Source organism: Halococcus salsus, assembly GCF_009900715.1.
Lineage (GTDB): Archaea > Halobacteriota > Halobacteria > Halobacteriales > Halococcaceae > Halococcus > Halococcus salsus.
On sequence record NZ_JAAAJC010000002.1, the window covers coordinates 316672 to 337518 of the forward strand.

General features: G+C 66.1%; 16 protein-coding genes and 2 tRNA genes. 3 read left to right on the forward strand and 15 right to left on the reverse strand.

Annotation, left to right across the window (positions count from 1 at the left end; translation table 11 throughout):
- Window positions 1-948 carry an AAA family ATPase gene (locus GT355_RS08715; RefSeq protein WP_160134288.1) on the reverse strand — a complete coding sequence of 316 codons (948 nt, stop codon included), beginning with the start codon at window positions 946-948 and terminating at the stop codon, window positions 1-3.
- Between the two features lie 84 nt (window positions 949-1032).
- Between GT355_RS08715 and GT355_RS08720 the strand changes: the two genes are divergently transcribed.
- Window positions 1033-1117: transfer RNA gene (locus GT355_RS08720), tRNA-Ser, on the forward strand.
- Between the two features lie 185 nt (window positions 1118-1302).
- Here GT355_RS08720 and GT355_RS08725 read toward each other — a convergent pair.
- Together GT355_RS08725 and GT355_RS08730 are read right to left on the reverse strand one after the other, a co-directional pair.
- The gene (locus tag GT355_RS08725) at window positions 1303-1569 is read right to left on the reverse strand and encodes a DUF8081 domain-containing protein (protein WP_160134289.1); all 267 of its coding nucleotides are present in this window, start codon (window positions 1567-1569) and stop codon (window positions 1303-1305) included.
- A 562-nt stretch (window positions 1570-2131) separates the two neighbouring features.
- Entirely contained in the window at window positions 2132-4318 is a 2187-nt protein-coding gene (locus GT355_RS08730) for an elongation factor EF-2 (RefSeq protein ID WP_160134290.1), read from the reverse strand.
- A 203-nt stretch (window positions 4319-4521) separates the two neighbouring features.
- Between GT355_RS08730 and GT355_RS08735 the strand changes: the two genes are divergently transcribed.
- Window positions 4522-5271: a DUF5781 family protein gene (locus tag GT355_RS08735; RefSeq protein ID WP_160134291.1), complete on the forward strand. Its 750-nt coding sequence runs from the start codon at window positions 4522-4524 to the stop codon at window positions 5269-5271.
- A gap of 212 nt (window positions 5272-5483) precedes the next feature.
- Here GT355_RS08735 and GT355_RS08740 read toward each other — a convergent pair whose 3' ends face one another.
- The 10 genes from GT355_RS08740 to GT355_RS08785 are packed head-to-tail and all read right to left on the reverse strand — an operon-like array spanning window position 5484 to window position 16226.
- A complete protein-coding gene (locus GT355_RS08740; protein WP_160134292.1) occupies window positions 5484-6137 on the reverse strand; it encodes a 30S ribosomal protein S7 in 654 nt (217 codons plus the stop codon).
- Window positions 6134-6562, reverse strand: coding sequence for a 30S ribosomal protein S12 (locus tag GT355_RS08745; protein WP_007691533.1), 429 nt, complete (start codon window positions 6560-6562; stop codon window positions 6134-6136). Before GT355_RS08745 ends, GT355_RS08740 begins: the two co-directional genes overlap by 4 nt.
- Window positions 6563-6620: 58 nt before the next feature.
- On the reverse strand, window positions 6621-7373 hold the full coding sequence (locus GT355_RS08750; RefSeq protein ID WP_160134293.1) for an NAD(P)/FAD-dependent oxidoreductase: 753 nt from the start codon (window positions 7371-7373) through the stop codon (window positions 6621-6623).
- 50 nt (window positions 7374-7423) lie between these two features.
- The gene (locus GT355_RS08755) at window positions 7424-7960 is read right to left on the reverse strand and encodes a GNAT family N-acetyltransferase (RefSeq protein WP_160134294.1); all 537 of its coding nucleotides are present in this window, start codon (window positions 7958-7960) and stop codon (window positions 7424-7426) included.
- Window positions 7961-8016: 56 nt separating this feature from the next.
- A complete protein-coding gene (locus tag GT355_RS08760) occupies window positions 8017-8436 on the reverse strand; it encodes a NusA-like transcription termination signal-binding factor (RefSeq protein ID WP_160134295.1) in 420 nt (139 codons plus the stop codon).
- A 1-nt stretch (window position 8437) separates the two neighbouring features.
- Window positions 8438-9622 carry a DNA-directed RNA polymerase subunit A'' gene (gene rpoA2, locus GT355_RS08765; RefSeq protein WP_120072020.1) on the reverse strand — a complete coding sequence of 395 codons (1185 nt, stop codon included), beginning with the start codon at window positions 9620-9622 and terminating at the stop codon, window positions 8438-8440.
- Entirely contained in the window at window positions 9615-12572 is a 2958-nt protein-coding gene (locus GT355_RS08770; protein WP_160134296.1) for a DNA-directed RNA polymerase subunit A', read from the reverse strand. Before GT355_RS08770 ends, rpoA2 begins: the two co-directional genes overlap by 8 nt.
- Before the next feature lie 21 nt (window positions 12573-12593).
- Window positions 12594-14435: a DNA-directed RNA polymerase subunit B gene (gene rpoB / locus GT355_RS08775; RefSeq protein WP_160134297.1), complete on the reverse strand. Its 1842-nt coding sequence runs from the start codon at window positions 14433-14435 to the stop codon at window positions 12594-12596.
- Window position 14436: 1 nt separating this feature from the next.
- Entirely contained in the window at window positions 14437-15996 is a 1560-nt protein-coding gene (locus GT355_RS08780) for a DNA-directed RNA polymerase subunit B'' (RefSeq protein WP_120072014.1), read from the reverse strand.
- A complete protein-coding gene (locus tag GT355_RS08785; protein WP_120072012.1) occupies window positions 15996-16226 on the reverse strand; it encodes a DNA-directed RNA polymerase subunit H in 231 nt (76 codons plus the stop codon). The genes GT355_RS08780 and GT355_RS08785 overlap by 1 nt, the downstream gene beginning before the upstream one ends.
- Window positions 16227-16468: 242 nt before the next feature.
- On the opposite strand from GT355_RS08785, the gene GT355_RS08790 reads away from it, so the two are divergent.
- Window positions 16469-16541: transfer RNA gene (locus tag GT355_RS08790), tRNA-Asp, on the forward strand.
- A 102-nt stretch (window positions 16542-16643) separates the two neighbouring features.
- On the opposite strand, the gene GT355_RS08795 is transcribed toward GT355_RS08790, so the two are convergent.
- Together GT355_RS08795 and GT355_RS08800 are read right to left on the reverse strand one after the other, a co-directional pair.
- Window positions 16644-18392 (reverse strand): asparagine synthase-related protein, encoded by a 1749-nt coding sequence (locus tag GT355_RS08795; protein ID WP_160134298.1) that lies wholly within the window; start codon window positions 18390-18392, stop codon window positions 16644-16646.
- A 118-nt stretch (window positions 18393-18510) separates the two neighbouring features.
- Window positions 18511-20748 carry a right-handed parallel beta-helix repeat-containing protein gene (locus tag GT355_RS08800; protein ID WP_192927990.1) on the reverse strand — a complete coding sequence of 746 codons (2238 nt, stop codon included), beginning with the start codon at window positions 20746-20748 and terminating at the stop codon, window positions 18511-18513.
- Between the last annotated feature and the right edge of the window lie 99 nt (window positions 20749-20847).

Here is a 20847-nt window from a genome sequence, read left to right on the forward strand (position 1 = left end):
TCAGACCGTCGGCACCGGAACCGAGTCCAGCACGTCGGCGACCACCGACCGTTTTTCGACGTTCTCGACCGCGGCATCCGGCGTGAGCACCAGCCGATGCGCACAGACGGCGGGGGCGATGGCCTTCACGTCGTCGGGCGTGACGAACTCCCGACCGGAGAGCACCGCGCGGGCACGGACGGCCTCGAAGAGCCGCTGGGTGCCTCGTGGTGAGACCCCCACCGAGCAGGTCGAGCGCTGGCGGGTCGCCCGCGCGATGGCGACGAGGTAGGCGAGGAGGTCCTCGTCGACGCGAACGGTCTCGGGGACGGTCTGTAGCGCGCGAACGCGTTCGGCCGAGAGGACTTCCTCGGTCTCCGGGCTGCGTGCTTCGCGAGCCGCCCGCCGGCGGAGGAGTTCGACCTCGCCCGCTTCGTCGGGGTAGCCGATCGCGGTCTTGACGAGGAAACGGTCGACCTGGGCCTCGGGGAGTTCGAAGGTGCCCGCCATCTCGACGGGGTTCTGGGTCGCGAGCACGAAGAAGGGCTCCGGGAGGGCGTGGGTCTCGCCGTCGACGGTGACCTGGCCCTCCTCCATGGCTTCGAGGAGTGCCGCCTGGGTCTTTGGCGGGGCACGGTTGATCTCGTCGGCGAGCACGACGTTCGCGAAGACCGGACCGGGCGAGAACTCGAACTCGCCCGTCCCCTCATTGTAGATGTGGGTCCCCGTGACGTCGGCGGGCAGGAGGTCGGGGGTGAACTGGACTCGTGAGAAGGAGAGCCCGAGCGCGCGGGCGGTGCTCCGGGCGATCAGGGTCTTGCCCGTGCCGGGGACGTCCTCGAACAGGACGTGACCGCGGGCGAGCACGCCCAACAGCACGGTTTCGAGCAGCGAGCGCTCGGCGATCACGGTCGTACCGAGGGCGTCGAGAACTGCGTCGATCTCCTCGGTGGCCGCCGTGACATCCATGCCCAAACGGGTGCGGCGGGGCGCTTAGTGATGGCGATCGGAGACCGAAACGGATAACAGGGCGTCCGCCGGATCGATAGATGAGCCGGGGTAGCCTAGCCTGGCCAAGGCGGTTGCCTCGAAAGCAACTGTCCTCACGGACACGTGAGTTCAAATCTCACCCCCGGCGCATTCTTCGATTGTACCCCACGAGCGACGTAGTCGCTGGTATGTTCTGCGGATACGCTAGACCGTGTGGTTTGAACGAGAACGGACGCAGCCCGCACAGCGAGTGTAACGAGCGAGCAGGAACGTCCGTGCGTGGTTCAAATCTCACCCCCGGCGCATTCTTCGATTTCACCCAGCAAGCGACAGCTATCCGCCGATGGTCGATTGGGTCGAGGTCGCGCGAGTTCTCGTCGGGCGGCGGCCGGCGACGAGGTAGCCGTCGACCGAGCTTGCGTCGTGCGGGGCCGCGTTCTGGACCCAGACCCGGCCGTCGGCATCGGTGCGCGCCCACTCGCGGGCGAGCGCCTCCGATTCGAAGGTGCGGCGGCGGCCGTGTTCGTGGACCCACTCGCCGGCCGTTCGGCTGGCACGGCGCGCGGACGATTTGACCTCGACCACGTACTCGTCGCTCACGGTTCGACAACGCGCTCCGTGACCTTCGGTCTGTGGATGGCCGCCCGCCGGCGGGCGGTCGCGGTGCGGTGGCGGGGCGGCGGTGTGGCGGTGCGGTTGCGGTCGCCGTGCGGTTGCGGTCGCCGTGCGGTTGCGGTGCGGGCCTGGCGTCTCGGTGAGCGCCGCAGGCGCGAACCGAGGCTCAGGAGAGCTGTGCTCTCCTGGCGGATGAAGGGCGGAGCGCACTGGTGTGAGCGAAGCGAACACCGCGAACGGAGTGAGCGCGCGGAGGGCTTCGGCAGTGGCGGTGCTGTGCAGCTTGCGGGTGTGGTAGCGGTGCTGGGCGGAGGGGTTAGTGGTTGTACTGCGAGCGAACGAAGTGAGCGAGCAGCCTTTTTAGTCCAGGTTTTTGCGACCAGCGAGGGACCTTCGGTCCCTCGTGCCGTGCGAACGGGCGCTTCGCGCCCGTGAGCAGAGAGTGGTTAGCGAGCGAAGTCGTTCGAGACGGCTTCGCCGTCTCGTGATGACGAAAGACGCTTCGCGTCTTTCGAACCACGAGCTAACCCGAGGAGTAAAAAAGTGGTTAGAAGTAATCCACGCCGGCCGGCAGCTCGAGCTTCATGCCCTTGCGCTCGCGGATCTCGCGGATGGTCTCGGGCTGGAGGTTGTCGGCCATGACCTGGAAGCCGGCGTTCTCGGTGTTCCAGGAGGCGCGACCTTCAGTTGCCGACCGGAGGTCGCTCGCGAAGCCGATCATCTCCTCGACCGGCGCGACGCCCTCGACCACCATGAGGTCGCCCTCCTGGTACATGTCGTCGACGCGGCCCCGGCGACCCTGGATCTCGCCCGAGGCGGGACCCATGTGCTCGGAGGGAACGTCGATGCGGACGTTCTGGATCGGTTCGAGCATCGAGATACGGCCGTTGATCAGCGCGCCGTGGACGGCCTGGCGAACGGCGGGGATGACCTGTGCCGGACCCCGGTGGATGGCGTCCTCGTGGAGCCGCGCGTCGTGGAGCCGGATGAGGGTGCCCTGGACGGGTTCGGCGGCGAGCGGCCCGTCGTCGAGCGCCTCCTCCCAGCCCTCGATGACGAGCTCCATCGTCTCGTTGAGGTGCTGGATACCCTTCGTCTCGTCGACGAGGATGTTGGTGCCGTGGATCTCCTCGACCGCCTGGGAGGTGTCCTTGTCCATGCCGGCCTCCTGGAGCGCCTCGCGGCGTTCGAGTTCCGGCATGTCCATCGAGGCCTCGCCGAGCTGGAGGGTCTCGACGATGTCCTCCGAGAGCGGTTCGACGGTGATGTAAAAGCGGTTGTGGCGGTTCGGCGACTGGCCCTCGACCGTCTCGGAGGCCTGCTGGACCGCCTCCCGGAAGACGACGATCGGTTCGCCGGTCGTGACCGGGATGCCCTGGTTGCGCTCGATACGCTGGGTGATGACTTCGAGGTGGAGCTCACCCTGGCCGGAGATCAGGTGCTCACCCGTGTCCTCGTTGATCTCCACCCGAATGGTCGGGTCTTCCTTCGAGACCTGCTGGAGGGTCTGGATGAGCTTCGGGAGGTCGTCCATCGACTGGGCCTCGACGGACTTCGTGATGACCGGCTCCGAGATGTGCTCGATCGACTCGAACGGCGTCATCTCCACGGAGGAGACGGTCGAACCCGCGATCGCGTCCCGGAGGCCGGTGACGGCCGCGATGTTCCCGGCGGGGATGCGGTCGACCTCCTCGCGCTCGCCACCCATGAAGAGCCCGACCGATTGGACACGGTTCTGTCCTGCCGTCCCCGAAACGTAGAGGTCCTGCCCGCGTTCGATGGTGCCCGAGAACAGCCTGCCGGTTGCGATCTCGCCGGCGTGGGGGTCGATCGAGATGCTGGTGACCATGAAGACCACCTCGCCCTCGTCGTCGACGAGACGCATGCTCTCGGCGAGGTCGGTCGAGTCGTCGCCACGCCACACAGTTGGGATCCGCTCGGGCTGGGACTTCTCGGGGTTCGGGAAGTGCTCGGCGACCATATCGAGCACCACGTCCGAGAGCGGCGAGTTGTCGCGGAGTTCGTCGATGTTGTCGTTGCGGTTGTAGTCGATGATGTCGCCGAAGTCGATGCCCGTCTCCTGCATCTGGGGCAGGCTGGTGGCCCAGTTGTAGAGCGCGGAGCCGAAGGCCACGGTCCCATCTTGAACGGAGACCTTCCAGCCCTCGTTCTCGTACTTGTCTTCGGCCATCCCGCGGATGAGCTCGTTGACGTCGCCGATCACGCTCTGGAGGCGCTCCTGCATCTCCTCGGGGCCCTCCTGGAGTTCGTTGATCAGGCGGTCGACCTTGTTGATGAACAGCGCGGGCTTGACGCCCTCGCGGAGCGCCTGCCGGACCACAGTCTCAGTCTGGGGCATCGTGCCCTCGACGGCGTCGACCACGACGAGCGCGCCGTCGACCGCACGCATCGCACGGGTCACGTCGCCCCCGAAGTCGACGTGGCCGGGGGTGTCGATGAGGTTGATGAGGTGGTTGGTGTCCTGGTACTCGTGGGTCATCGAGACGTTCGCCGCGTCGATGGTGATCCCGCGTTCCTGCTCGTCCTCCTCGGTGTCCATCGCGAGCTGCTCGCCCGCCAGGTCCGAGGAGATCATGCCCGCACCGGCGAGCAGGTTGTCGGTCAGGGTGGTCTTCCCGTGGTCGATGTGGGCGGCGATGGCGATGTTCCGGATGTTCTCCGGTTTGTCCATCAGTCGCTCGCACTCTTGGACGATCTGTTTGCGTCGGCCCATTATACGAAATCCTACCGGAAGGAAGGTCAAAAGGGTGCTGTTTCGGGGGAGCGAACGAAGTGAGTGACCGCGAGGCTCGATGGACGATCGATGTGAGTCTTTCGGAGTTTCGGGGGAGCGAACGAACTCGATCCGTCCCCGGGGACCACGACCACGAGGCCGGCACAAGAGTCATACCGGGCAACCCCCTGGTACTGATACACATGGATGTTCGCGTGCAGTCGCCCGGCCCAACCGAGCCGTTTCTCGGGGCGTGCGACCTCTTCGAGACCGAACACGACCTCGACTTACCCGTCGAGGTCACGATCCGCGAGGACCCGGACTCGCGGACGTGGACCGCCCACTACGACGACCGCCACGTCCTCAACATCTCGCGTCAGGCCGCGAGCAGCGCGATGGCCCGCCCGCTCGCCCTCCACGAGTACTCGCACATGCGCCGGTACGAGCAGTCCCATCCCTCCCACATCCAGTCCACGAGGGAAGCGATCACCCTCGCGCTCGCGGGCCACACCGTCGAGCGCCGGACCCTCACCCAGTGCTATCAGATCGCGAATCACATGAAGGACATCTACGCCGACGACATCACCCTGAGCGTGGCCCCCGCGGATCGACTCGTCGCCTTCCTCGAATCCAGCCTCGCGAGCGCGCTCGCCGACAGACCCGTCGACCCACCAACCTGGAAACGCCTCACCCCCGCCGCCGACCCGAACATCACGGCGGTGAACGCCGCGTTCGCGCTCGCCCTCCTCGAACGCCACGACTGCATCCCAGACGACCACCGCCTCTACGACCTCGCCCACGCCGCCGCCGACGACGCCGCCGGGGTCGACCTGCCCGCCTTCAAACGCCGCTTCCGCACGCTCGCAGACGACCCCGACGCCAGCGAGTACCGCCGGACGCTCGTCGAGGCGACCCGCGAGTACGCGATCCGCACGGGCTACGCCGCCGACTGAGCGCTCGATGCAGATGGACCACCTTCGGACGCACCACCGAGTAACGACTCGACCGGCCTCGCCGCCGACATCACGACGGAAGGACTCCCGTCTCGCGGACAGTACTCACGTCGGTATCGAACGATCTCGTCGAGCCTCGCCACGGCTATGGCGGTGTTGCGAAACAGGAAAACGACGAATCGAACCCGCGTCGGACCGAGGAGCCGGTTCCGTCAGCGTGCGGCGGCCGCGACGCGCTCTCGCTCTTCTTTCTGGTTGATCGCGTAGCTCTGGACGTCGTAGTCCGCCGCGCCCGTGAGCTGACTGGCGAGCGCCTCGTGGGCGTCGGTCGGCGACTTGAACGAGGCGTTGTACGCACCCTGTGCGAGGAACATCAGCGCCTGGTCGACCCGGCGCTGGGGGGCGATGTCGACGGCCTGCGGGACCGAGATCCCACCGTACTTGAGCCGCACCGTCTCCTCGCGCGGCGCGGCGTTCTCGACCGCGCGCACCAGGATCTGAACCGGGTTCTCGTCGGTGCGTTCGTGGACGAGGTCGAAGGCGTCGCGAACGATCCGGGTCGCCTGCTGTTTCTTCCCGGTGTTCTCGCCGGTCTGCATCAGCCGGTTGATCAGCCGCTCGACGACCGAGATCTCGCTCTTCTGGAACTGCTTGCTCGCGTGACGACCCATCGTGTGCTCGACCGGCGTCACGTTGAGATAGCGCTCGGTGCTCGGGTCGACGTACTCGATCCCGGTGACGTCCCACTTCTCGAAGAGCTTCGCGCCGGCGGTGGCCTCGTGTTCGGCCTCCTCCTCGGCGACGACCTCCTCTTCACCTTCTCCCTGTTCTTCCTCCTCGGTCTCGGGGGCTTCGCTCTCGCTCATCGGACGGGTTTCTCCGCGTTGCCGCGAACGAGTTCGATCAGCGATACGCCGTTGACCTTCTCGACCTTGTAGTTGACCGCCGAGAGGTCGCCCATCGCGCGACCCTTCGCGCCACCGATACCCGCGATGGTGACCTCGTCGTGCTCGTCGATGAAGCTGATCGCGCCGTCGCCGGGACAGAAGGCCGTGACCTGCTTGCCGTTCTTGATCAGCTGGACCCGCACACACTTACGGATCGCCGAGTTGGGCTGTTTGGCCTCGATCCCGACCTTTTCGAGCACGATACCCCGACCTCGTGGCGCACCTTCGAGCGCGTCGGTCTTCTCGCGGAGCCCGCGGGCGCGGCGGGCGTACTTCGAGTCGGACCACCGGTGGTTCTGGCGGTCCTTTTTGAGCTTTCGCCCTGCGTACTTGCCGTTAGCCATTATGTCACCCATATCCGACGGGCGCACTTATGCCTCCCGTTTCGAGCGGACGGCACGACTACTCCTCCCCGAGACTCGGATGGGTTTGCTGGTCGTCCGGGTGACGCTCGGCGACGTACTCCCGAACGACGTCCCGCGATTCGTCCTCCCGCCGCCGGCGCTCGGCGTCGTTGACCTCCTCACAGCCCGGCGGGAGGTCGCGACCACGTCCGGTGAAGTAGCCCTCGGGGGTCACCCAGTCGTGGTAGAACGGCCGGTCGTCGTCCTCCAGCAACGTGACGGCCACCTCCGCACCGTGACCGGCGCTCACGACCGCCTGATAGGGTTTCTCCGCGATCCGACCCGCGGCGTAGAGCCCCTCGACACCCGTTCGACCGCGCTCGTCGGTTTCGAGGAACGTCTTCCCGCGGTCGATGACCCCGAGTCCCTCGACGTCGGCGAGGTAGCCGACCGGGTTCCGTGTCGCGGCGATCACGTATCGGGTCTCGTACCGATCCCCGAAGGCCGTCTCGACGGCGAACCCCTCGTCGAGGGGGTCGACGTGTGTCACCGTCGCCTCCCGTCGGTCGCAGCCGGCGCGGTCGGCCTGCTCGCCCATCATCTCCAACAGAAGTCGCGCGTTGATCCCCGCTGGAAACCCGGGATAGTTCTCCAGATGGGCGTTCCGTCGGAGGATCGACTCGCCGTCGCCGAGGACCAACGTCTCCAGGTCGTGTCGGGCGGTGAAGATGGCCGCCGAGAGACCCGCGATGCCGTCGCCGACGACGACGACCTCGGGGTTCGATCCCGCATTCGCGGTGGAAGCTACCATACGGGAGCACTGCCGCCGAAACGAAAAGCGGTTTCGGTTTTTCGGCCTGCCTAAAACTCGGATCGCTCGCCCGACGGCCGTTCGGTTTCGAGGCAACGCATCGTCACCAGCGACCAGTACTCCTCGCCGTGTCGATAGACGTCGCGGAGCACGCCCTCCCGGACGAAGCCCACGGTCTCGTAGCACTCGATCGCGGGCTCGTTGAAGTCGAATACGCGGAGGCCGATCCGGTGGAGATCCAGCTCGTCGAATCCGATCCGGACGATTTCGCGCATCATCGCCGTGCCGTAGCCGTTCCCGCGTTCGGCTGGGTCGACGATCACGCGCGCGACGCGGGCCGAGCGGTTCTCACGATCGATGTCGGCGAGTTCGAGGTAGCCCACGAGTCGACCGTCAACGACGGCGGCGTACGCCCGATGTGTCGGTCCCGAGTCCTTGATTTCGTCGAGATGACCACGAAGCTGTGCCGCGTCGAGCGGGAACGAGAACACGGATCCGGCCCACTGGAGCAGTGCCGCCGGCGAGTCGGTCCATTCGACGATCCGTTCGGGGTCATCGTCCGTGGGCTGACGAAAGGAGACGCCCATGTCGGACCGTCGGTTGGGGCGGAGATATACCGTGTGGGTCGCCCGATGCCGTCGGTTCAGACCAGTTCGATCTCGTCGATGTCGAAGTGACGCTTCGCCAGCCGCCGCGCGAGGTCGATGGTGCGGCCGTCGCGCCCGATGGCCACGCCGGTATCCGCCCGGTCGACCTCGGCGTAGGCCACCGTACTACGGTTCTCGCTGACCGTGACGTTGTGTACCACCGCGGGTGCGAGCGCGTTGGCGACGAACCGCTCGGGCGTGTCGGCGGTCTCGACCAGCGTGACGCGCTCGCCGAGTCGGTCTTCGAGTTTGTTGACCGTCCGACCGTCTGGTCCGATAGCGTCGGCCATCTCGCCGGCGGCCACCAGAAAACAGACGCCCGTCTCGTCGGTCAGACAGTCGAGCGCGGTCGCGCCCGTGACGTCGTCGAACAGCCCGATGCGTCGACGGGCGGCGTCCGACAGCGTGACGCGCATCTCAGTCCGCGGGTTCGGTCTCGTCGGAGGCGGTCGCCCCGCCCATCCGGAGCGTGACGTCGCCGGTACCGAGCTTGATGGGTTTGCCGACGATGACGTTCTCGGCCACACCGTTGAGGTCGTCGACCTCGCCGTGGACCGCGGCGTCGAGCAGGTGGTTCACCGTGACCTCGAACGCCGCGCGTGCGAGGACGGAGTCCTTGCTGCCCGAGATGCCGTGGCGACCGATCGACTCGATCGTCCCCTCGGCGGTCATGATGTCCGCCACCAGCATCAGGTGACGGATGTTGACGTCGCCGAGCCCCTGCTCTTCGAGGGTGTTCATCGTCTCCTCGATGATGATCTCCCGGGCCGCCTCGACCCCGAGGTTCCGGTAGACCTCGTGGATGTTGTTACAGGTCGTCCGGGAGGCGTCGACACCCTCGATGTCGAGGGCGTCGCCGAAGGCCGACCCCTCGGTGTAGAGCACGAACTCCTCGCCCTCCTCCAGCTCCTCCTTTCGGATTACGACCCGCGAGACGTCCTCGATACCCTTGAAGACGATCTCGCGGAGCTCCTCGACGAGCTGGAGCAGCCCGCGATAGCTCGGCTGTGCCGGACCGAACTCGATCGTGGTCCCGTTTCGGGCCACGTCGACCCCGAGCGAGTCCTCGATTATCTCGGCGACCTCCTCGGCCGAGATCATCCGCTCGTCGAGGGTCTGCTGGTTGAGGCTGACCTGGACCAGCATGTCCGCGACGTTTGTCGAGACGTCGCCGAGCGCCAGGATCCGCGTGGACTCGATGTTCCAGACCACCTCGTGGGCTTTCTCCCGGTCCGTGGCGTACTCGCCGTCGAGGTAGACCGTCATCATCGGGGTGTCGGGCGTCTTCCGGGCGTCGACGAGCTCGATGAGGCGGGGCAGCCCCTGCGTGACGTCGATCTCCGCGACGCCCGCGTAGTGGAACGTGTTCATCGTCATCTGGGTGCCCGGCTCGCCGATCGACTGGGCCGAGACCGTCCCCACGGGATCGAGCGGTTCGACCCGCGTGTCGAGATAGCGGTCCTCGACCGCGTTCACGATCGACGTCGCCTCGTCCTCGGTGACCTCACGCGACTCGATCGTCTCGTAGACCTCGTCCTTCAGGCGCTTCGGGAGGGTCGTCCCCTCGACGGCGGTCTCGATCGCCGTCGTGATCTCAGTCATCGCTCACCTCCGGAACGTCGATCGGCGCATCCGACGTGGTCGCGCGGTCGGTGGTGCGCGCGTCGGCGTGCTCCGAGAGGTTCGTCGGCTGGGCGAACGTCTCGCCGTCGTCCTCGAACTCCGCGGCGAGCACGCGGTCGGCGATCTCGTCGACGTCGATCTCGTTGTCGACACCCGAGGAGACCTTCACCGGACTCGTGTTGTCCTCGCCGAACTCGAACTGGACGATGTTGTCGGAGGTGTCTCTCACTGTGCCGTCGTACTGGGTCTCCAGTTCGTTGAGCGCGTTGATCAGCCGGCGCTGGAGGTAGCCGGACTTCGAGGTCCGGACCGCCGTGTCCACCAGCCCCTCGCGGCCACCCATCGCGTGGAAGAAGAACTCACGCGGGGTGAGCCCGCCACGGTAGGAGTGCTCGACGAAGCCGTGGGCCTCAGCCGAGAGGTCGTCCTCCTGGTAGTGCGAGAGCGTGCGGTCCTCGTAGCCGCGGTTGATCCGCTCGCCCCTGACCGCCTGCTGACCGACACACGCCGCCATCTGGGTGAGGTTGAGCATCGAACCACGCGCACCCGACTCGGCCATGACCACGGCCGGGTTGTCGCGCGCGAAGTGGTCCTCCGCGATGTCACCGGCGGAGTCGCGGGCCTTCCCGAGCGTCTGCATGATCTTCATCTCGAGGGTTTCGTCCACCGTGCGGCTCGGTAGGCTCTCGAGGTCGCCGTTCTCGTAGGTCTCGATCAGCTCGTCGATCCGCTCGTAGGCGTTGGCCATGCTCTCGTCGATCTGGGCCTCGGCCTCGTTGGGGATCGACTCGTCGTCGATACCGAGCGAGAACCCGAAGTGCATGATCGCCCGCATCGCGAGCGAGGCCACCTCGTTGATGAACACTCGGGCTCTCGTCTCGCTGTACTGCTTGACGATCGTATCGACGACCTCGCCGCCGAACGCGCCGACCGCGTCCTCGTCGACGGTGCCCTCGATGAGCTGGCCGCCCTCGATCACCACGGTGTCGCCGGTCGAGCTCGTGAACTCGAGGTCGAGACCGTTGGGCAAGAGCTCGGAGAAGATCGTCCGACCCGTCCACAACGGTCTCCCCTGGTCGTCCTCGCCGTCGGGGTCGGGCAGCGTATCGACCCCGGTGGCGCGGAGCAGGTCGAGCGCCTGGGTCTCGTTGAACGACGGCACCCCACCGGTCTCGGGGTCGTCGTGCGTGAGGAGATAGGTCCCCGAGACGTGGTCCTGGATCGCGCCGATGATGTTCTCACCGAAGCGCGGGCTCAGGATCTGCTCTTGGACCCGCATCAGCACGCGGGCCTCCGCACGCGCCTCCTCGTTCTGGAGGGCGTGCATGTTCATCTCGTCGCCGTCGAAGTCGGCGTTGTACGGCGGACACACCACAGTGTTCAGCCGGAAGGTCTTGTACGGCATCACGACCACCTCGTGGGCCATGATACTCATTCGGTGGAGCGACGGCTGGCGGTTGAAGATCACGATGTCCCCATCCGTGAGGTGGCGCTGGACCTGCCAGCCGGGCTCGATGCGCTCGGCCAGCTCCTCCTTCGCCTGTTCGAGGATCTTCATCACCTTGCCGTCGGGGCGGATCACCCGGTTCGCGCCGGGGTGGACCTCCGCACCGTTGCGAACGTACTGGCGCGCCTCCTCGATGTTGCGCTCGTTGACGTTCATCGTCTGGGTCATCTCGCTCGCGACCCGTTCGGGGACCCCGACCTCGTTGAGGCTCAGGGTCGGGTCCGGCGAAATGACTGTGCGAGCCGAGAAGTTCACGCGCTTCCCGGAGAGCGAACCACGGAAACGACCTTCCTTCCCCTTGAGCCGCTGGGAGAGGGTCTTCAGGGGCCGGCCGGAGCGGTGGCGTGCCGGCGGCGTCCCGCTGATCTCGTTGTCCATGAAGGTCGTGACGTGGTACTGGAGGAGTTCCCAGAGGTCCTCGATGATGAGTTGCGGAGCGCCGGCCTCGCGGTTCTCCATGAACCGCTGGTTGATCCGGATGATGTCGACCAGCTTGTGGGTGAGGTCGTCCTCACTCCGCTGGCCGTTGTCGAGCGTGATCGAGGGCCGTGCGGTGACCGGCGGCACCGGCAGCACGGTCAAAACCATCCACTCGGGTCGCGAGCGCTCGGCGTTGATGCCGAGGACGCCCACGTCCTCGTCCGGGATGTCCTCGAACCAGTCGCGGATGTCCGAGGGCATCAGCTTGTTGAGGTCCTCCTCGGAGAGGTCCACCGAAAGCGCGCGCTCGATGGCCTTCCGGCTCTCCTCGCGCGGGCGGAACTCGCCACCCAAGATCTGGTTGATACGCGAGAGCTCGATGTCCGTCTCGTCGGCGAGCTCCTGGGGCGAGGTCCCCGGCTCGTCCTCCTCCTCGTCGGGCTGCATCGCCGCCGCGATCAGCTGGGGGTAGTCCGCCGCGAGCACGTCCTGGACCTCGTAGTAGGTCGTGGGTTTCTCGTGCTGGATGTCGTACTGCTCCTCGCCGCAGTAGGGACAGCGGTCCTTCTTTCGGGCCTGGCGGATCGCGGCCTTCGTGACGTCGTTGACGTCGTTGTCGAGTTCGCGGGCACGCTGGAGGCGGGTCGCGAACTCCTCGCGCTCGGCCGAATCGAGCAGGAGCCGCGAACACTCCCGACAGGTCCCGCGCAGGAGCCGTCGGATGAGTTTCGTGAAGCCGACGTGGATCACGGGGGCGGCGAGTTCGATGTGGCCGAAGTGGCCGTTGCACGAACCTGAGTGTTGCCCGCAGGTGCTGCATTCGAGGCCGGGGTCGATGACGCCCAATCGAGGGTCCATCAGCCCCATGTCGATGGGGTAGCCGTCGTCGTCGTAAGTGTCGGCCGTGATGATCTTCGTCGCGCTCATCTCGCGGTACTCCTCCGGGTTCATCAGCCCGAAGTCGATCGCGCCGATTTCCTTGGGGGTTGCGTTGGTGCTCATGGGTTGTGGGGTAGTAGTAGATCAGACCGCGTCGATCAGGTCGAGTCGGGGCGCGATACCGAGCGCCTTCATCTCGTCGAGCAGGAGCTTGAACGCGTAGCTCATCTCGATCTCGTGGATGTCGGTCTCCTCGCCACAGTTCGGACAGTAGACCCGACGCTGTTCGACGTTCTCGACCGCGCTCATCCCGCAGTTGCCGCAGACGTAGATGAACTCCCTGTCGGACTCGTCGAGCAGGCGCTCCTTCAGCGCCATCGCCGCGCCGTGCCCGATCAGAACGTCGCGTTCCATCTCGCCCACCCGGAGGCCGCCCTCGCGGGCGCGCCCCTCGGTGGGCTGGCGGGTCAGGACCTGCACCGGCCCGCGCGAACGCGCGTGGATCTTGTTCGAGACCATGTGGTAGAGCTTCTGGTAGAAGATGGTCCCGACGAAGATCTCGGCGTCGATCTTCTCGCCCGTCACGCCCGAGTACATCCGCTCCTTGCCGCTCGAATCGAAGCCGTGCTCTTCGAGCGCGCCGCGGAGTTCCTCCTCCTCCTCGCCGGTGAAGGCCGTCCCGTCGACCCGGCGGCCTTCGAGCGAACCCACTTTTCCGCCGAGCATCTCGAGCACGTGGCCCACCGTCATCCGGGAGGGCAGCGCGTGCGGGTTGATGATCAGGTCCGGCACCACGCCCTCCTCGGTGAAGGGCATGTCCTCCTGGGGCGCGATGTGGCCGATGACACCCTTCTGGCCGTGGCGCGAGGCGAACTTGTCGCCGAGTTCGGGGATCCGCTCGTCGCGCACCGAGACCTTCGAGAGCTTGGAACCGTCCTCGCCCTGCATCAGCGTCACCGTGTCCACGACGCCGGCTTCGCCCGAGCGCATCGTCACGCTGGTCTCGCGGCGTTTCTGGGGGCTGAGACCGCCCATGTCGTTCGGCTCTTCGAGGAATCGGGGAGGCGAGGTCTTCCCGAGCAACACCGCGCTCTCGCTGACCTCGGTCTCGGGGTTCACCAATCCATCCTCGTCGAGATGGGTGTAGGCCTCCTCGCCGCGCGCCCCGCGAACGTCGTCGTCGGGGATCTCGAATCGGTCCTCCTGGCCGCCGGGATACCGGCGCTCCTCGCCCTCGTAGGTCCGGAAGAAGTGTGACCGACCGAGTGCGCGGTCGATCGAACCACCGTTGAGCACCAGCGCGTCCTCGATGTTGAACCCCTCGTAGGACATGACGGCGACCACGAAGTTCTGGGCCGCCGGCCGGTCGTCGTAGCCGATCTGCTCGGTGGTCTGGGTCTTCACCATCGAGAGCTGCGGGTAGTGGAGCAGGTGCTGGCGGGTGTCGGGCCGAATGCGATAGTTCGCGGAGGGGAGCCCGAGCGACTGCTTGATCATCCCCGACCCCATCGTGATACGCGGACTCGCGTTGTGCTCGGGGTAGGGGATCATCCCCGCGCCGATACCGAACATGAGTTGGGGATCGATCTCGAGGTGGGTGTGGTCGGGCGTGAGGTCGTCCTCGTCGACACCGACCAGGATGTCCTCCTCCTCCTCGGCGTCGATGAACTCGATATAGCCCCCCTCGACGAGGTCGTCGAAGCCCGACTCGCCGTCGATCACCGACTCGACCTCCGCCTCGGAGATCAGCGGTTCGCCGTTCTCGACGACGATCAGCGGTCGGCGCGCCCGACCGGCGTCGGCGTTGATGATGACCTCGTTGGTCCCGTCCTTGACCGAGACGTTCACCGTCGAGGCGACGTCGCCCCGGCGGCGCGCCTCGCGAACCTGGTGGGCGAGCCCCTCGGGGTCGGCGTGGGTGCCGACGAGGCTCCCGTTGACGTAGACCTTTGCGTCGCGTGCGTTGGATTGGGTTTGGCTGCTCATGTTAGTCTGCACTCGGGGTGACGCCCTCGATGCCGGGGATCCCCTCGACCCCCATCGTGGCGAGTTCTCGTTTCAGTTCCCGTTCGTCGTCGATGTCCTGGGAGAGCTCCATCGACTGCGCGAAGTTCTTCACCAGGCCACAGTTCGGCCCCTCCGGGGTCTCCGAGGGACAGATACGCCCCCACTGCGTCGCGTGGAGGTCACGGGCCTCGAAGTGAGGCTGGCTCCGCGAGAGCGGGCTGCGGAGTCGCCGGAGGTGGGAGAGAACGCCCATGTAGTCCGTTCGGTCGACGAGCTGGGAGACCCCAGAGCGCCCGCCGACCCAGTTGCCCGTCGCGATCGGGTGTTCGAGCCGCTCGGTCAGCACGTCCGAACGAACCACGGTGTTGACCGAGAGCTGGCGATTTCGCATGTTCGCGCGTTCGAGCTGGTACTTCACGTCGCGCGCGAGCTTGTTGAGGGCCGTGCGGAAGAGGTCGGTCATCAGGTCGCCCGAGACTTTGAGGCGCTTGTTGGCGTAGTGGTCCTTGTCGTCGGCCTCGCGTCGACCGAGCGCGAGTTCGAAACAGGCCTCGGCCATCCGGCAGAGATAGAACGCCTTGTTGATGCGAACGTCCTCGTCGTCGACGCCCTCCTCGTGGAGGTGGGGCAGGAGGTAGCGGTCGATGACGTAGTTGGCGCGTTTGAGCTGGTAGTTCTTGCCCTGGCCGCTGGCGACGCGCTCGCCGAGGGTCTCGATCGCCTCCTCCTCGGTCTGGACGTCGGCCTCCTCCAGGTTCTCGAGCATGAACTTCACGACCTCGGGGTCGTCCGAGACCCGGTGGACGATCTCCTCGTCGGATTCGAGCCCCAGCGCTCGAACCAGCGTCACGAAGTCGATCGAACCGGAGACGCTCGGGAAGGAGACTTCGAGCAGTCCCTCCCGGTTGCGTTCACACAGCACGAGCGCGCGATAGCCACGGCGCTGGCTGAAGGTCTTGGCGACCTGGATCTCGTCGCCGTACTTCGAGTCGTACTCGGCGAGGATCTTGTTCGGTGCGAGGTCCTCGCTCGTCATCAGCACCCGCTCGGAGCCGTTGACGATGAAGTAGCCACCGGGGTCGGCGGGGTCCTCGCCGAGTTCGATGAGCTCCTCGTCGTCGATCCCCGAGATGTTGCACTTCTCGGAGCCGACCATGATCGGCAGCCGCCCGATCTGGGTCTCGGTGGTGTCGACCACGCGCTCCTCTTCCTCCTCGCCGCCGACGACGACGGCCATCTCCATGAAGACCGGTGCGGCGTAGGTGATGTTGCGGAGGCGGGCTTCCTGGGGGTAGAGGCGCTCCTCGCTCCCGTCGGCCTCCCGTACCCGCGGGGTGACGACCCGAACGTCGCCGAGTTCGACGAAGACCGGCTCCTCGCCCTCCTTGTCGCCGATGTCGGTGTCGATGGTCTCCTTCTCGTCGACGACCTGCTGCATCCCGCGACCGAGGAAGTCGTTGAACGAGCTGAAGTGGTGTTCTGCGAGCCGTTCCTGGGAGAAGTACTCCCGTGAGATCGAACGTCGTGTGTCCCTGTTCATTAGTCGATGACGAGCCGATAAACGACCGCTTGGTCGGTGGTTCGTGAGTCCCGAACGATCCGGATCACGTCGCCGGTCGCGGCCTCGTCGGGCAGCGCCGGGTCGGTGCGTTTGATCTTCGGGAGGTCGGTGCGCTTGATGTCGTACTCTTCGAGCACCTCGTCGATCTCGGAGTCGTCCTCCACGACGGTGTGCTCCGGGACGAGCGTGTGCTGGCCGACGTCTACCATGTGTGTCTAACTGGGGGAGAAGTGGCTATCACGAGATACTACAGCGTGTATACGGTCCAGAACCTTAACCATTCCGACCGCGAGCGGGCGCTCTTCCGGGGTCGCGGCCGACGGTCGGAGATGGCTGCCTCGCCTCGATTTCGACCGGACGCACGACGCGACGGGATATAGCGTTTCGGGCTCGGCCGTCGGTCGGTTTGGAAACGTTTAACCGTCCGTCCGGACAACGGTCATTTGTCGGTGCCCAGGTGGTGTAGTGGCCCATCATACGACCCTGTCACGGTCGTGACGCGGGTTCAAATCCCGCCCCGGGCGCTTCTTCGAAGCAAAACGGCGAGCTGTGTCTTCGCCGGCTGGTAGAACAACGAAACAATGCGCTAGCGACGAGTTCGAAAATTCCGTTTTGAGGACCGCGACTCAATCCAGGTTGCGTTCCATCCAGAGTTCGAGCGTCGTGATCGCCGCGATCGAGGTCACCATGTGGTCGGCGTCGCCGGCGAGGTGTTCGCGCCGGAGGCGTCGGATCGTCTCGGCGTCGAACACCGACCGCTCGCAGGCGCGTTCGAGGAGGTCGTCGAAGAACTCACGGACGTCGGGGTCGTTCCGGTACCACTCGTCGGTGGTGCTCCGACCGCCGTAGGTGGTTCGCTTGAGGAGCCGTGCGGCGGCGGTGGTGGTGAGAAAGCCCGCGACGTGGAGCGGGTAGGGGTGCTTCGGTGCGACGCCGGTTCGCTCGTAGCGGATCGTGGCGAGGTCGGGGTTGAGGTCGCGCGTCAGCGTGAGCTTCGCCGGCGTCACGCCGAACGGGATCGTGCCGTTCGTGAACGGCACCGTCCCGATCCGATACTTCAGCGGGAGCCGGGCGACGTATTCGAGGAACTCGCGGTGGGCGAACGGGACGCGGGTGCCGGCCCGGCTCCGCGGGATCTCGTTGCTGGCGAGCGTCATCCGGGCGTAGTAGTTGTCGAAGTGGGCTTCGAGTATCGTCCCCTTCTTCGTTCGGGCGTCGCTGCGTTCGGCGGTGTCGACGAACGACTGGAGCGGGTCGACGTCCACGGCGAGCAGGTCCGAGACCGTCTCGTGGTCGACCATCGCCTCGCTCCAGTACATCGATTCGACGGGTGAGTCCGTGCCAGTGAAGTGCCGCCGCCGGAGGTGGTGGCCCATCAGTTCGCCCTGCCCCGCACCCTCCATGAGGACGCTGGCGTGGTCGTCGGGGAGCGCGTAGACCGAGAGGAGATTGAGGAACGAGGACCACCGGAGCATGCCGTCGGTGAGGTCGACCGCCTCGCCGAGGCGATCCAAGAACAGCTCCGGGGTGAGTTCGACCTGGTCGATACCGATGTCGAGGTGGTCGGCGACGCGGCGGGCGAGCGCGGGGTTGCCGCCACCGCTCGGGTTCGCGTCGTAGGTGTAGGCTTCGAGGTTCTCGAACTCCCGACCGGCGTGGCGGGCGAGCTCGCCCGCCATCGTCCGGCTGTCGAGCCCGCCGGAGAGCCACAGCCCGGCGTCGTCGTCGATCGTTCCCGCCGTGTCGTCGATGACGGTGCGATAGCGGTCCGCCAGACGGGTGAGGTAGCCGTCGTCGGGAAGCGCATCGAACGACGGCGACCAGTACCGGTCGGTCGAGACCTCGCCCGCGTGGTATTCGAGCACCGTCGCCGGGGGGAGACGCGTGATCCCCTCGACGAGGGTCTTCTCGCCCCAGACGTAGCCCACCAACAGCATGTCGCTGACGGCTCGTTCGTCGACCGTCGGGTCGTCGAGGCGAGCGATCAGGGGGGCGAGGCTCGAAGCGAACGCGGTTCCGTCGTCGAGGTAGTAACACGGCCGAGTCCCCAGCCGGTCGGTCGCCACGATCAGCCGGTCCGCCGTCTGGTCGATCGCCGCGACCACGAACGGGCCGTCGAGTCGAGCGAGAAGCGCCGCGGGGTCCTCGAACAGCGACTCGAAGAGCGCGTCGGTCGAGAGCCCGAGCCGGTCGCGGTTCGTTATCGCCCCGTTGACGACGGCGGCGCGGTCGCCGTCGTCGTAGGTCAGTCGGCCGCCCGGGTCGCGGTCGCCGTGGTGGACCAGCCCGAGCGCGTAGTCGTCGGTCTCGAAGGTATCGTGTTCGTACCACGGTTCGTCGTGGAGCGACGACGCTGCGTCCTCGAGGGCCGCCATGGAGAGAGAGCCGCCGAACACACCGGTCATGATACGTCAGAGGTCAGGTGCGCGGCGGATAACGATACCGATGCGGGATGAAGTAGCAATACGAAAAAAACGGCGACCGAGCGCGGCGTTACTCGTCGAGCGTTTCGGGGTCGGTGGTGATCGAGACCGAGTCCTCGATCGAGGCCTGGACGAGTTTGCCGGTGTAGCTGTACTCGTCGCGGAACGTGCCGACGCCACCCGAGACCGAGCTTCCGTCGTCCGAGATCGGGTCGGTCGAGTCGTCGATGTGTTCGAGCGTGCCGGTGACTTCGAGCGAGTACTCCGTCCCCGACTCGTCCTCGCCCATCACGGTGATGGTGCCGGCGTCGTCGTCGAGTTTGATCGTCGCGTAGTCCTCGACTTCGAGCGCGACGAGTTCGCCTTCGTACTCGTAGGCGTCACGGTAGCTCTGGACACCGCCCGTCGCGGTGTTGCCCGAGAGGTCGTCGTTGTCGTCCTGGGTCGCACCGCCGGTCTGTGACTTCTCGAGGTCGCCGCTCGTCGTGAACTCGTAGGGGATGCGGCCGCCCTCGGTGCTGGTATCGGTGATGACGAGGTTCGCGCTGTCCTCGGGCTCCGGCATGTCGGACTCGTCGATGTCCCCGCTGAGCTCGTTGTCCGAGCCCGAGCCGTCGTCGTTGCCCGACGAATCGTCCGAATCGGAGTCGTCAGAGGACTCTTCTTCCGAGTCGTCCGACGATTCCTCCTCCGAGTCGCTCGAGGAATCATCCGACGAGGAATCGTCCGAGGACTCTTCGTCCGAGTCGTCCGACGATTCTTCCTCCGAGTCGTCCGAGGACTCGTCCGACGAGGAGTCATCGGAGCTCTCGCTCGAATCCGAATCGTCCGACGATTCCTCCTCCGAGTCCTCAGAGGACTCTTCGTCCGAGTCATCCGACGATTCGTCCTCCGAGTCCGAGTCGTCCTCGACCGACGACACCGAGGAGCCCTTGTAGCTCGACGACGAGAGGCTCGGGGCGGGACAGGAGCCGCCCTGGCTGATGTTGCTCTGTTCCACGTCGCTGCCGGAGAGCTGGAGGCCCTTCCCGCCCGCGCTGATCGTGGTGTTCGCGATACGACTGCCGCTACAGTTGTTGAGGAAGATGCCCTTCCGGCCTCCCTCGGTCTGGACACAGCAGTCCTCGATCGTGGTGCCGTCGCGGCCCTCGATGAGGATGCCGACGAGGCTGGTCGCGTCGCCGGTGACGCTGACGCCCTTGAGCGTGCCGCTCCCGGAGCCGCCGTCCGGCGACGACGCACGGATCCCGTAGCCTTCGCAGTCTATCTCGACACGGGTGTTCTCGATGGTGAAGTCCCCGCTGTAGTTCGGGAACACCTTGATACCGGTGTCGGCGTTGGCCTCCGAGCCGATGCTGACGTCACAGTTGCGGATCGCCGCGCCCGAGCCGCCGCGGTCGCTCTCGATACGGATCCCGGAGCCGTTGAGCATCTCGCCGGCGTTGTCCGACCGGCTCTCGGAGACGTCGGTGACGGCGGTCACGCCGTCGACGTAGCTCCCGTTGCTCCCGATACGAACCTGGGAGAGGTCGTTGTTCTTGTAGAGGCCACCTTCGACGTGGACCTCGCCGGGCGTCCGGCTGGCGTAGACACCGTTGCCCGAGAAGCCCTCGACGTTACAGTTGCGGAGGGTGATGGTGCCCTTGTTCTCCTCACCGATCCAGACACCGACGCGGCCGTACGCACCCATTCGGCCCTCGTTGTGGAGGACGATGTCCTGAACGGTACCCGAACCGCCGGACGACCGGACCATCGGGGAGAACGCCTGGAGCGCTGCGTCGGAGTCCCCCTTGCTCTGTCCAGTTGACGAGCTGATACCCTCGCCGAGCATCTTCAGGCCGTGAACCTGGAGGTTGTCGTCGGGTGCGACCTGAACGTCCGGCGTGGCGTTGCTCTGGTCGATGGTGATGTTCTCGAGGAGAACGCCGTCGCCACCGTTGATGTTCAGGGCCTTGCCGTTGTAGTCGTCGGGGACGGTGAACGTGACGTCGCCCTCGCCGACGATCCCGAAGTTGCTCTTCCCGCTGACGTTGGTCTGCCCCGAGAGCTCGTAGTCGCCCGACGGGAACTTCAGGAGGGTGTTGCTTTCGGCAGCCGACTCGATCGCGCTCGAGGCGTCGCCGGTACCGCCCATGTCGACGACGTTGTCGAAGCTGATCCCGTGGCGCTCGGTCGCCGCTGCCCCCTCCCCAGCGAGCAACGGTACCGAGACGGCGGCTGCCCCTGCAGCCTTGAGATACGACCGTCGGCTTGGTTTGAAACCACTGTCTGTGCTGTCGCTATCATCGCGTGCTCCGTTGCGCGGCATCATCTGCTAATTAGGCATCCGTAAAATACCGCTTCTGGCCAGTTAGTTGCATTTACTTACGTTTCATCGGATCGTGGTCACGTTTCGTGCCAGTCAAAG